Origin of the sequence: Simplicispira sp. (assembly GCF_028687295.1) — a bacterium.
GTDB lineage: Bacteria > Pseudomonadota > Gammaproteobacteria > Burkholderiales > Burkholderiaceae_C > Simplicispira > Simplicispira metamorpha.
The window spans coordinates 1-12,699 of the sequence record NZ_JAQUAL010000092.1; the positions used below are offsets into that span (position 1 = coordinate 1).

13 protein-coding genes and 1 pseudogene are annotated in these 12,699 nt (G+C 65.9%); 13 read left to right on the forward strand and 1 reads right to left on the reverse strand.

What is annotated here, in order from left to right; genetic code table 11:
• The 11 genes and pseudogenes from PHX69_RS10925 to PHX69_RS10975 form a co-directional block, all read left to right on the forward strand.
• Positions 1 to 920 (forward strand): amidohydrolase family protein (locus PHX69_RS10925; RefSeq protein WP_288043719.1); only part of this gene is annotated, 920 nt, incomplete at its 5' end.
• A 38-nt stretch (positions 921 to 958) separates the two neighbouring features.
• Positions 959 to 1,642, forward strand: coding sequence for a 4-carboxy-4-hydroxy-2-oxoadipate aldolase/oxaloacetate decarboxylase (gene ligK / locus PHX69_RS10930; protein WP_288043720.1), 684 nt, complete (start codon positions 959 to 961; stop codon positions 1,640 to 1,642).
• A gap of 166 nt (positions 1,643 to 1,808) precedes the next feature.
• The gene (locus tag PHX69_RS10935; protein WP_119012349.1) at positions 1,809 to 2,819 is read left to right on the forward strand and encodes a Bug family tripartite tricarboxylate transporter substrate binding protein; all 1,011 of its coding nucleotides are present in this window, start codon (positions 1,809 to 1,811) and stop codon (positions 2,817 to 2,819) included.
• 8 nt (positions 2,820 to 2,827) lie between these two features.
• Complete coding sequence (locus PHX69_RS10940; protein ID WP_288043721.1) at positions 2,828 to 3,760, forward strand: amidohydrolase family protein; 933 nt, start codon at positions 2,828 to 2,830, stop codon at positions 3,758 to 3,760.
• 132 nt (positions 3,761 to 3,892) lie between these two features.
• Positions 3,893 to 4,186, forward strand: a pseudogene (gene ligA / locus PHX69_RS10945) (protocatechuate 4,5-dioxygenase subunit alpha); the annotation flags it as partial.
• Between the two features lie 147 nt (positions 4,187 to 4,333).
• Complete coding sequence (locus PHX69_RS10950; protein WP_288043729.1) at positions 4,334 to 5,239, forward strand: class III extradiol dioxygenase subunit beta; 906 nt, start codon at positions 4,334 to 4,336, stop codon at positions 5,237 to 5,239.
• A gap of 1 nt (position 5,240) precedes the next feature.
• Positions 5,241 to 6,200, forward strand: a complete 960-nt coding sequence (locus PHX69_RS10955) for a Gfo/Idh/MocA family oxidoreductase (protein WP_288043723.1) — start codon at positions 5,241 to 5,243, stop codon at positions 6,198 to 6,200.
• Positions 6,201 to 6,272: 72 nt separating this feature from the next.
• Positions 6,273 to 7,283, forward strand: a complete 1,011-nt coding sequence (locus tag PHX69_RS10960; protein WP_288043724.1) for an aldo/keto reductase — start codon at positions 6,273 to 6,275, stop codon at positions 7,281 to 7,283.
• A gap of 4 nt (positions 7,284 to 7,287) precedes the next feature.
• A complete protein-coding gene (locus PHX69_RS10965) occupies positions 7,288 to 7,683 on the forward strand; it encodes a protocatechuate 4,5-dioxygenase subunit alpha (protein ID WP_119012344.1) in 396 nt (131 codons plus the stop codon).
• A gap of 9 nt (positions 7,684 to 7,692) precedes the next feature.
• A complete protein-coding gene (locus PHX69_RS10970) occupies positions 7,693 to 8,538 on the forward strand; it encodes a class III extradiol dioxygenase family protein (RefSeq protein WP_288043725.1) in 846 nt (281 codons plus the stop codon).
• Between the two features lie 58 nt (positions 8,539 to 8,596).
• Positions 8,597 to 9,094, forward strand: a complete 498-nt coding sequence (locus PHX69_RS10975; RefSeq protein ID WP_119012342.1) for a MarR family winged helix-turn-helix transcriptional regulator — start codon at positions 8,597 to 8,599, stop codon at positions 9,092 to 9,094.
• Between the two features lie 4 nt (positions 9,095 to 9,098).
• Here the strand turns inward: PHX69_RS10975 and PHX69_RS10980 are convergent, their stop codons facing one another.
• Entirely contained in the window at positions 9,099 to 9,992 is an 894-nt protein-coding gene (locus PHX69_RS10980; protein ID WP_288043726.1) for an amidohydrolase family protein, read from the reverse strand.
• Between the two features lie 158 nt (positions 9,993 to 10,150).
• Between PHX69_RS10980 and PHX69_RS10985 the strand changes: the two genes are divergently transcribed.
• A complete protein-coding gene (locus PHX69_RS10985) occupies positions 10,151 to 10,936 on the forward strand; it encodes a crotonase/enoyl-CoA hydratase family protein (RefSeq protein WP_288043727.1) in 786 nt (261 codons plus the stop codon).
• Between the two features lie 3 nt (positions 10,937 to 10,939).
• Positions 10,940 to 12,699 (forward strand): feruloyl-CoA synthase (locus PHX69_RS10990; RefSeq protein WP_288043728.1); only part of this gene is annotated, 1,760 nt, incomplete at its 3' end.

Sequence of the window (12,699 nt, forward strand, 5' to 3'; positions counted from 1 at the left end):
CCGACCTGAGCATCAGCGATGACGAACTGCGCGAGTCCATCGAAACCAACCAGCTCAAGCTGATGCAAGAGCGCGGCAGCGACATCACGCTGTTCAGCCCGCGTGCCAGCTTCATGGCCCACCACATTGGCGACTTCAACGTATCGAGCACCTGGGCGGCCATCTGCAACGAACTTTGCTACCGCGTCTCCACGCTGTTCCCCGACCATTTCGTGCCCGTGGCCATGCTGCCGCAGTCGCCCGGCGTCGATCCGGCCACCTGCATCCCCGAGCTGGAAAAGTGCGTCCATGAGTACGGCGCCGTCGGCATCAACCTGAACCCTGATCCGTCCGGCGGCCACTGGACCAGCCCCCCGCTGACCGACAAGCACTGGTACCCCATCTACGAAAAGATGGTGCAGTACGACCTGCCCGCCATGATCCACGTGAGCACCAGCTGCAACGCGTGCTTCCACACCACGGGCGCGCACTACCTGAACGCCGACACCACGGCCTTCATGCAGCTGATCCAGGGCGATTTGTTCAAGGATTTCCCTACGCTCAAGTTCCTGATTCCGCACGGCGGTGGTGCGGTGCCCTACCACTGGGGGCGCTTTCGGGGTCTGGCGCAGGAGATGAAAAGGCCCCTGCTCGACGAGCACGTGATGAACAACGTGTACTTCGACACCTGCGTCTACCACCAACCCGGTATCGACCTGCTCAACACCGTGATCCCGGTGAAGAACGTGCTGTTTGCCAGCGAAATGATTGGCGCCGTGCGCGGCATCGATCCCACCACCGGCCACTACTACGACGACACCAAGCGCTACATCGAAGCCAGCCGCATTTTGAGCAGCGACGACAAGCACCAGATCTACGAAGGCAACGTGCGCCGCGTGTTCTCGCGCCTGGACGCGCGCCTGAAGGCCAAGGGCCTGTAAGCCCCCCGCCCCGCACCCCCCCCAAGGAGACCCGAACCATGTTTGAACTAGGCGTTGTGTACCGCAACATCCAGCGCGCCGACCGCGCCGCCGCCGACGGGCTGGCCGCCCTCGGCTCGGCCACCGTCCACGAGGCCATGGGCCGCGTGGGCCTGCTCAAGCCCTACATGCGCCCCATCTACAGCGGCCAGCAGGTCAGCGGAACGGCCGTCACCGTGCTGCTGCAACCCGGCGACAACTGGATGATGCACGTGGCCGCCGAGCAGATACAGCCCGGCGACATCGTGGTGGCGGCAGTCACCGCCGAATGCACCGACGGCTACTTTGGCGACCTGCTGGCCACGTCCTTCCAGGCCCGGGGCGCCCGCGCCCTCATCATCGACGCCGGGGTGCGCGATGTGAAAACCTTGCAGGAGATGAACTTCCCGGTGTGGAGCCGCGCCATCTCCAGCAAAGGCACCATCAAGGCCACGCTGGGCTCGGTCAACATCCCGGTGGTGTGCGCTGGCATGCTGGTCACGCCGGGCGACGTGATCGTGGCCGACGACGATGGCGTGGTCTGCGTGCCCGCTGCCCGCGCGGTGGCCACGCTGGCGGCAGCGCAAAAGCGCGAGAGCTTTGAGGGCGAAAAGCGCGCCAAGCTGGCCAGCGGCGTGCTGGGCCTGGACATGTACCAGATGCGTGAGCCCCTGGCCGCCGCCGGCCTGAAGTACATCGACTGACCGCCATCGACTGCGACACGGCGCACGCCCCCGCCTGCGGCGGCGCCAGTGCGCATTTCCCCAGCGGTCTGCCATAGCCATATGAAGCCAAATCGGCTTCCAAGCCTTTTCAGATAAGCGCTAGCAGCTATTGTTTCAATAGCAATCAAAACAACAGGAGACATCCATGAACACCACCCCTTCTTCCCCCGCCCGCCGCCGCATCGGCACGGCACTGGCCTTGTCTGCCGTGTGCGCTCTGGGCGCGCTGGCTTCGCCCTGGGCTGCGGCGCAATCGTTCCCGAGCAAGCCGGTGCGCATCATCACCCCGTTCCCGGTGGGCGGCGGGCCTGACGGCGTGGCCCGCCTGGTGGCCGACAAGCTCTCCAAGGCCTGGGGCCAGTCGGTGGTGGTGGAAAACCGCCCCGGTGGCAACGGCTTCATCGCCATCGACGCCTTCAAGCGCGGCGCCAAAGATGGCCACGACCTGATCGTGCTCGACAACGTCCACCTGGCCGCCTACCCCAGCCTGTTCAAGAAGCTGCCCTACGACGTGGCCAAAGACTTCGACACGCTGCTGCCCCTGTTCAAAACCCACTTCTTCTTCACCGTGGGCACCCAGAGCAAGTACAAAAACGTGGCCGACATCGTGGCCGACGCCAAGGCCCGCCCCGGCCAGCTCAACTACGGCTCCTGGTCGGTGGGCAACCCGGTGCATTTGGGCTCGGAGATGTTCGAGAGCGCCACGGGCACGCAGATGGAGCACGTGATCTTCAAGGAAACCACGCAGCTCTACACCTCCGTCTCGACCGGCGACCTGGCCTTTGCGCTGGGCAGTGCCGCCACCGCTGGGCCGCTGTACCGCGCGGGCAAGCTGCGCCTGCTGGCGTTTGCCGGGCCGCAGCGCTCTGCCGAGTTCCCTGACGTGCCCACGGTGGCCGAAGCCGGTGGCCCCAAAGACTTTGTCGTGACGGGCTGGAACGCCATTGCCGTGCCCCCCGGCCTGCCCGCCGCCGTGACCGAAAAAATCCGCAAGGACATTGAGCAGGCCCTGTCAGGCCCCGAAGTGGCCGACAAATTCAAGACCTTTGGCTACGAGCAGTTTCCGACCACCCGCGCGCAGTTCACCCAGTTCGTCAAGGACGAGAGCCAACGCTTTGGCGACGTGATCCGCAAAGCCAACGTATCGCTGGATTGAGAACCGCCATGTCCCAACCGACTTCCGGTGACTTCACCAAAACCGCTGGCTGGCTCGACTGGTACAGCGGCCCCAGCCAGCCGCGCTTTCAGTTGCCCGCAGGCGCGGTCGATGCGCACTGCCACGTGTTTGGCCCTGGCGCCGAGTTTCCGTACGCCCCCGAGCGCAAATACACGCCCTGCGACGCCAGCAAGCACCAGCTCTATGCGCTGCGCGACCACCTGGGCTTTGCCCGCAACGTGGTCGTGCAGGCCACCTGCCACGGCGCCGACAACCGCGCCATGGTCGATGCCCTGGTGCATTCCGGTGGCAAGGCGCGGGGCGTGGCCACCGTCAAGCGCAGCGTGAGCGATGCCGAGTTGCAGGCCATGCACGACGCGGGCGTGCGCGGCGTGCGCTTCAACTTCGTCAAGCGCCTGGTGGACTTCACGCCCAAAGACGAGCTGATGGAGATTGCCGCGCGCATCCACCGCCTGGGCTGGCATGTGGTGATCTACTTTGAGGCCGTGGACTTGCCCGAGCTGTGGGACTTTTTTACCCAGCTCCCCACCACCGTGGTGGTCGATCACATGGGCCGCCCCGACGTGGCCAAAGGCGTGGACAGCGCAGAGTTCGCGCTGTTCCTGCAATTCATGCGCCAGCACCCCAATGTGTGGAGCAAGGTGAGCTGCCCCGAGCGCCTGTCTGCCACTGGCCCCCACGCCCTGAACGGCGAGCAGGCCGCCTACCGCGACGTGGTGCCGTTTGCCCGCAAGGTGGTCGAGGAGTTTCCTGACCGCGTGCTCTGGGGCACCGACTGGCCGCACCCCAACCTCAAAGACCACATGCCCGACGACGGCCTGCTGGTGGACTTCATTCCGCACATCGCCACCACGCCAGCGCTGCAACAAAAGCTGTTGGTGGACAACCCCATGCGCCTGTACTGGCCCGAAGCGTGTTAGCCCCCACGCTCAGCCGCTGCGCGGGTCGCTGCCCCCGAGGGGGCGTGAATCGCCTTGGGGCGGCCCGGCGGCGATTCCACCTGAAACCTAAATAGAGGAGCCACCGTGCCACTCGACAAACCCTACCTGGACGTGCCCGGCACGACCATTTTTGACGCTGACCAAAGCCGCAAAGGCTACTGGCTCAACCAGTTCTGCATGAGCCTGATGCAGGCCGAGAACCGTGCCCGCTTCAAGCAAGACGAAGACGCCTACCTGGCCGAGTGGCCCATGACCGACGAGCAGCGCGCCGCCGTGCGCGCCCGCGACCTGAACTGGGCCATGCGCACCGGCGGCAACATCTACTTTCTGGCCAAGCTGGGCGCCACCGACGGGCTCTCCTTCCAGCAAATGGCCGGCAGCATGACCGGCATGAGCGAATTGCAGTACCGCGACATGATGATCGCCGGTGGCCGCAGCCCCGAGGGCAACCGCTACCTGGGCGAGGCTGGCGATGCCCAAGGCCCCATGGCCCGCTCCGACGCCTGGAAAGCCTGGGAGCTGGCGCAGCAAGCAACGCTGGCCGCCCAGATCATCGGCGAGCACGCTGCGCGCCAGGCTGAAGCCGGCACCAACGCGGCCAGCCATGCGCGCATCACGGCATCGGTGTACAGCTCCCACGTGCCCGCCATCGGCGCCGCCATTGACCTGGGCAAGACCGGCGAGCCCTACTGGCAGCCGCTGTTTGCCGGTTACGAACCTTCCAAGCAGTGGATGCGCGAGAACCAGCCCGACGTGGTGTTCCTGGTCTACAACGACCACGCCACCAGCTTTGACCTGGGCACCATCCCGACGTTTGCCATCGGCACTGCCGCCGAATTCGAGCCTGCCGACGAGGGCTACGGCCCGCGCCCCGTGCCCAAGGTCATGGGCCACCCCGAGCTGGCCGCGCACATTGCCCAGTCGGTCATCCAGCAGGACTTTGACCTCACCATCGTCAACAACCTGAAGGTGGACCACGGCCTGACCGTGCCCATGAACCTGCTGTTCGGCTCGCCCGAGGCCTGGCCGGTGAAGGTGATTCCGTTCCACGTCAACGTGGTGCAGTACCCCGTGCCCTCGGGCCAGCGCTGCTTTGCACTGGGCCAGGCCATCCGCCGCGCCATCGAGTCGTTTGACCAGCCACTCAAAGTGCAAATCTGGGGCACGGGCGGCATGAGCCACCAGCTGCAAGGCCCGCGCGCCGGGCTCATCAACCAGGAGTGGGACAACCGCTTCCTCGATCGCCTGATCGCTGAACCCGCCGCGCTGGCCACCCTGCCGCACATCGACTACGTGCGCGAAGCGGGCAGCGAGGGCATCGAGCTGGTGATGTGGCTCATTGCGCGCGGTGCCATGGCCGACGTGGCCGGTGGCCCGGCGCCCCATGTGGCGCAGCGCTTTTACCATGTGCCCGCATCCAACACGGCCGTAGGCCACCTGATTCTGGAGAACCCCTGACATGACCGCAAAAACCATCAAAGTCGCCCTGGCGGGCGCTGGCGCCTTCGGCATCAAGCACCTGGACGGCATTAAAAATATCGACGGCGTGGAAGTCGTCTCGCTCATCAGCCGCGACCTGGAAAAGACCCGCGAAGTGGCGGCCAAGTACGGCATTGGCCACGTCACCACTGACCTGGCCGATGCGCTGGCGCTGCCCGAGGTGGACGCCGTCATCCTCTGCACGCCCACGCAAATGCACGCCGAGCAGACCATGGCCTGCCTGAAGGCGGGCAAGCACGTGCAGGTGGAGATTCCGCTGGCCGACAGCCTCCAGGGCGCCGAAGCCGTCGTGGCCCTGCAACAGCAGACCGGTCTGGTGGCCATGTGCGGCCACACCCGCCGCTTCAACCCCAGCCACCAGTACGTGCACCACAAGATTCAGAAGGGCGAGTTCCACATCCAGCAAATGGATGTGCAGACCTATTTCTTTCGCCGCACCAACACCAACGCGCTGGGCCAGGCGCGCAGCTGGACAGACCACCTGCTGTGGCACCACGCCGCCCACACCGTGGACTTGTTTGCCTACCAGGCCAACAGCCCCATCGTGCAGGCCAACGCCATCCAGGGCCCCATCCACCCCGTGCTGGGCATTGCCATGGACATGAGCATCCAGCTCAAGGCGGCCAATGGCGCCATCTGCACGCTGAGTTTGAGCTTCAACAACGACGGCCCGCTGGGCACGTACTTCCGCTACATCGGCGACACCGCCACCTACCTGGCGCGCTACGACGACCTGTACACGGGCAAGGACGAGCAGATCGATGTGAGCCAGGTGGATGTGTCCATGAACGGCATCGAGCTGCAAGACCGCGAGTTCTTTGCCGCCATCCGCGAAGGCCGCGAGCCCAACGCCAGCGTGGGCCGCGTGCTGGCCTGCTACCAGGTGCTGCACCAGCTGGAGCGGCAGCTCAACGCCTGATTTTTGCTCATTATTTGATAGCTGCTTGCGCTTATCGTATAAGGGCTGGTCGTCATTTTGATGGAGAATTGAATGCAACAACGTGCTTTGGGCCCTTTCCAGGTCAGCGCCATTGGGCTGGGCTGCATGAACCTCAGCCATGCCTACGGCGCGCCGGTATCGCCCGAACAGGGCGAGCGCGTGCTGCTGGCCGCGCTGGATGCGGGCGTGACGCTGTTCGACACCGCCGCCCTGTACGGTTTTGGTGCCAACGAGACGCTGGTGGGCCGGGTGCTCAAAAACCACCGCAGCCGCTTCACCCTGGCCAGCAAATGCGGCATGCAGGGCGTGGACGTGAACGGCGATGGCAAGCTGGTGCGCGTGATCGATGGCCGCCCGGCCACCCTGCGCCAGACCTGCGAAGACAGCCTGCGCCGCTTGCAGACCGACGTGATCGACCTGTACTACCTGCACCGCTGGGACAAGACGGTGCCCATTGAAGACAGCGTGGGCGCCCTGGCCGATCTGGTGCGCGCGGGCAAGATCCGCAGCATCGGGCTGTCGGAAGTGTCGGCGGCCACGCTGCGCCGGGCGCACGCCGTACACCCCATCGCCGCCTTGCAGACCGAATACTCGCTGTGGACGCGCAACCCGGAAATTGCCGTGCTGGATGCCTGCCGCGAACTGGGCGTGGCCTTTGTCGCCTTCAGCCCCGTGGGCCGTGGCTTTTTGTGCGGCGAGCTGACCGATGTGGCCACGCTGCACCCCGCAGACATCCGCCGCGCCATGCCCCGCTTTGCGCCCGAGAACTATGCCGCCAACCTGCAACTGCTGGAGGGCTGCCGCGCCCTGGCGCAAGAAGTGGGCTGCTCGCTGGCGCAGCTGGCCATTGCGTGGCTGTTGCACCAGGGCGAAGACATCATCCCCATCCCCGGCACCACCAGCGTGGCGCACCTGCACGATGACCTGGGCGCCGCGCAGGTGGCGCTGAGCGCGCCGGTGCTGGCGCGGCTGGGTGCGCTCATCAACCAGCACACCGTGGTGGGCCAGCGCTACAACGCCCAGGGCACCTCCGAGGTGGATACCGAGGTGTTCGCCGCCTGACGCCATGGCCCCCGGCCTCGCCCTGTCCACCTTCCCCCTGGAGACAACCCCCGTGACCACTGCCTTGCCCCCCATCCCCGGCACCACGCTGTTCGATGGCGCCCAGGCCCGCAAGGGCTACGCGCTGAACAAGATGTGCTTTTCGTTCAACGACGCCGCCAACCGCGCCGCCTTTGTGGCCGACCCCGAGGCCTATATGCGCCAGTACGGCCTCAACGAAGCGCAAGCCGCCGCCATCCGCGCCAAGAACGTGCTGCAACTCATTGCTGCCGGTGGCAATGCCTACTACCTGGCCAAGTTTGCGGGCATCTTCCAGCTGGATATGCAGGACATCGGTGCGCAGCAAACCGGCATGACCAAAGAAGCATTCAAAGCCAAACTCGTGGCCGCTGGCCAATAAGGAGACCCCATGGCACAACTCATCGGGGGCCTTGGCACCTCGCACATCCCGGCCATTGGCAACGCCATCCACAAAGGCCTGCAAAACGACCCCTACTGGAAGCCCTTCTTCGACGGTTTTCCGCCCATCCGCCACTGGCTGGGCGAGAAGAAGCCCGACGTGGTGGTGATGTTCTACAACGACCACGGGCTGAACTTCTTCCTCGACAAAATGCCCACCTTTGCCGTGGGTGCGGCGGCGCAGTACCACAACGCCGACGAGGGCTGGGGCATTCCCACGCTGGCGCCGCTGGCGGGCGAGGTGGATTTGTCGTGGCACCTCATCCATACGCTGGTGGAGCAGGAGTTTGATGTGGTCACCTGCCAGGAGATGCTGGTGGACCACGCCTGCACGCTGCCGCTCAAGCTGTTCTGGCCCGAGGGCGATTGCCCCGTGGCGGTGGTGCCGGTGTGCATTAACACCGTGCAGTTTCCGCTGCCTTCGGCCAAGCGCTGCTACGCGCTGGGCAAGGCCGTGGGCCAGGCCATCCAGAGCTGGGACAGCACGAAGAAGGTGGCCGTGATGGCCTCGGGCGGCCTGTCGCACCAGCTCGATGGCGAGCGCGCGGGCTTCATCAACAAGGCGTTTGATTTGCAGTTCATCGAGAGCCTGACCAGCAACCCCGAATGGGCCACGCAGTTCAGCGTGCATGAGCTGGTGGAAAAAACCGGCACCCAGGGCGTGGAGCTGCTGATGTGGCTGGCCATGCGCGGGGCGCTCAGTGCGGCAGCGCCGGGGGTGCGCCGCGTCCACAGCAACTACCACATCCCCATTTCGAACACGGCCACGGCGGTGATGGCGCTGGAAGCGGTGTAGCCGCCGCCTGGCGCAGCGCAGGCGGTGGTGGCAGGCGGGCGCGGCACAATGGCGCCCCATGTCCAGTACCCGATCCCGCAAGAAGACCCCGCCCCCCGCTGCCTGCACCGATGCCCCCGCACCCGCCACCGAGGCCGTGGACACCAGCCTGCTGCGCACGCTGGTGGGCTACAACGCGCGCCGGGCTTCGTTGTCGGTGATTGGGCTGTTCATGGAGCGCATGGCGGTGTATGGGCTCAAGGTGGTGGAGTTTTCGGTGTTGTCGCTGGTGGCGCACAACCCCGGCATCACCTCGCGCCAGCTGTGCGCCACGCTCAACGTGCTGCCGCCCAACATGGTGGGCCTGATTGCCGCACTGGAGCGGCGCGGCCTGATTGAGCGCCGCCCCCACCCCAGCGATGGCCGCGCCATGGGCGTACACCTGACGCCTGAAGGGGCCGCGCTGACTGCCCAGGCCGAGCAAACCGCCGCGCAGCTGGAGCAAGACGCCACCGCCCGCCTGACCGCCACCGAGCGCAAGACGCTGATCCGGCTGCTGCAAAAGGTGTACGACTGACCGGTCAGGCCTGCGGCGTGGCAGCGGGCGCTTTTTTGTCCAGGCCCAATAGCCGCACGGCGTTGTCCTTGAGGATGCCGGGCATCACCTCGGGCTTGAAGCCGGCCTCCTGAAAATCCTTCATCCAGCGCTCGGGTGTGATCAGCGGGTAGTCGCTGCCAAACAGCACGCGGTCTTTGAGCAGCGTGTTGGCGTACTGCACCAGCTGCTTGGGGAAGTATTTGGGGCTCCAGCCCGACAGGTCTATCCACACGTTGGGCTTGTGCGTGGCCACACTGAGCGCTTCGTCCTGCCACGGAAAACTCGGGTGCGCCATCACGATCTGCATGTCGGGGAAGTCGATGGCCACGTCGTCCAGGTGCATGGGGTTGCTGTAGGCCAGCCGCAGCCCGCCGCCGCAGCGCATGCCGCTGCCAATGCCGCTGTGGCCGGTGTGGAAGATCGCGGGCAACTGGTGCTCGGCAATCACCTCGTAGATGGGCCAGGCCATCTTGTCGTAGGGGTGGTAGCCCTGCACCGTGGGGTGGAACTTGAAGCCCCGGATGCCTTCCTCCTCGATCAGGCGGCGGGCCTCGCGGGCACCCATCTTGCCCTTGTGCGGGTCGATGCTGGCAAAGGCCACCATCATGTCGCTGTTCTCCCGCGCTGCCTGGGCGATTTCTTCATTGGGAATGCGGCGGCGGCCCAGTTGGGACTCGCTGTCCACGGTGAACATCACCAGGCCGATTTTTTGCTCGCGGTAGTACGCCACGGTTTCGGCAATGGTGGGGCGGCGGCCATTTTTGAAGTACTTGTCGGCGGCGCGGTCGTACTCCTCGCCGTAGTTGTCAAACGGGTTTCGGCAGCTCACTTCGGCGTGGGTGTGGATGTCGATGGCAATCAGATTTTCGTAGTCCATGGGGTGTCTCCCGGGTTGTGCCCGTGTGCTGCGCGCTCGCCCCGGCATGCACCACGGAGGGTGGCGCAGATCAAGGGTAAACACCAACAAAAAATGGGCTTGGCTTGCTTGAATTGGTTATTAACTATAACCACAATTGCGCCATTACGAAAGCCACCATGACCCATCCAGACATCCATTTCGAACTGCGCGGCGAGCAACAGGAAGTCGCCGTGATCCGCCTGACCCGCGCGGCCAAGCGCAACGCCTTGAACGACGGCCTGATCCTGGCCCTGCGCAATCTGTTTGACACCATGCCCGCCAGCGTGCGCGCCGCCGTGATCGACGGTGATGGGCCGCATTTCTGCGCTGGCCTGGACTTGTCGGAGCTGCAAGAGCGCGATGCTGGCCAGGGCCTGCACCACTCGCGCATGTGGCATGCCGCACTGGAACGGGTGCAGTACGGCCCTGTGCCGGTGATTGCCGCGCTGCACGGCGCCGTGGTGGGCGGCGGGCTGGAGCTGGCCAGCGCCTGCCACATTCGCGTGGCCGATGCCTCCACCTTTTATGCGCTGCCTGAGGGCTCGCGCGGCATCTTTGTCGGCGGTGGCGGGGCGGTGCGCATCCCCAAATTGATCGGTGCGGCGCGCATGGCCGACATGATGCTCACAGGCCGCGTCTATAACGCACAAGACGGTGAGCGCGTGGGCCTGGCCCAGTACCTGGTGCCCGAGGGCCAGGCCTTTGACAAGGCGCTGGAGCTGGCCGTGCGCGTGGCACAAAACGCGCCGCTGACCAACTACGCCCTCATGCACGCGCTGCCGCGCATTGCCGAGCAGCCCGCCGACCAGGGCTTCTTCACCGAAGCCATGATGGCCGCCATTGCCCAAAGCGCGCCCGAAGCCAAGGCGCGCCTGGCCGACTTCCTGGAAGGCCGCGCCGCCAAGGTGCGCAAGGAGGACTGAGCCATGAACACCCCCCGTTACCGCCCGATGAACTTTGGCGTCACCCGCGTCAACCTGCGCGACGGTGCGCCCGGCGTGCGTTACCTGCAAGCCGATCTGCCCCTGGGCGCCTACGCCCGGCGCGTGACCGATTACCTGGTGCATTGGGCCGAGGTCACGCCCGAGCACAGCTTTCTGGCGCGCCGCGTGTCCTTGCCAGGCGGCGCCACGGGCGACTGGCAACACATCAGCTACGCCCAGGCGCTGGACGCTGCCCGCAGCATTGGCCAGGCGCTGCTGGAGCGCGGGTTGAATGCCGAGCGCCCCGTGGTGGTGCTCAGTGAAAACTCCCTGGAGCACGCGCTGCTGGCGCTGGGCTGCATCTACGCCGGGGTGCCTTATTGCCCCGTATCGCCCGCCTACGCCACCGTCAGCCAGGACTACGACAAGCTGCGCCACGCCATTCAGACCCTGACCCCCGGCCTGGTGTTTGCCGCCGATGGCGCGCGCTACGGCGCGGCCATTGCCGCCACCGTGGCCGCCGATGTAGAGGTGGTGCTGGCCCAGGGCACCATCGAAGGCCGCCAGAGCACCACCTTCGGGTGCCTGCGCAGCACCGTGGCCACAGCCGCCGTGGATGCGGCCATGCACGCCACCGGCCCCGGCACCATCGTGAAGTTTCTGTTCACCAGCGGCTCCACCAAGATGCCCAAGCCGGTCATCAACACCCAGCGCATGTGGTGCGCCAACCTGCAACAGATCACGCTGTCGCTGCCCGTGCTGGCCGAGGCCCCGCCCGTGCTGGTGGACTGGCTGCCGTGGAACCACACCTTTGGCAGCAACCACAACTTCGGCCTCACGCTGATGCACGGCGGCACGCTCTACATCGACGACGGCAAGCCCACGGCAGCGCACATTGGCGAGACGCTGCGCAACCTGCGCGAGATTGCGCCCACGGTGTACTTCAACGTGCCCACCGGCTTTGAAATGATTGCCCAGGCCATGAAGACCGATGCCCAGCTGCGCAGCACGCTGCTGTCGCGGGTGCGCATGTTCTTTTACTCGGGGGCGGGCCTGGCCCAGCCCGTGTGGGACAGCCTGCACGCCACGCAAGAGGCCGCCATCGGCGAGCGCATCGTCATGGCCACGGGCCTGGGCATGACCGAGTCGGCGCCGTCTGCCATGTTCGTCAACAGCCCCGACGTGCGCTCGGGCCACATCGGCGCGCCCGTGCCCGGCATGGTGCTGAAACTGGTCGATGTGGACGGCAAGACCGAAGTGCGCTATCGCGGCCCCAACGTCACGCCCGGCTACTGGCGCTCGGATGCCGCCACGCGCGATGCCTTCGACGACGAGGGCTACCTGTGTACGGGCGATGCAGTGAAGTGGATCGACGAGCACGACATCCACCGGGGCCTGGCCTTTGATGGCCGCATTGCCGAAGACTTCAAGCTCTCTACGGGCACCTTCGTCAGCGTAGGCCCCATGCGCGCCAAGATCATCGTGGCGGGTGCGCCCTACATCCAGGACGTGGTGCTTACCGGCCTGAACATGAAGGAAGTGGGCGCGCTGCTGTTCCCCTCGCCCGCCTGCCGCGATGTGGCGGGCCTGGGTCCCGACGCCCCCTGGGCCGACGTGGTGGGCCACCCCGCCGTGCGCCAGCGCATCGAGGCCGTGCTGGGCCAGCTGGCCCGCGAGTCCACCGGCAGCGCCAGCCGCGTGGCCCGCGCGCTGCTGGTGGCCGAGCCGCCCTCCATCGACAAGGGCGAGATCACCGACAAAGG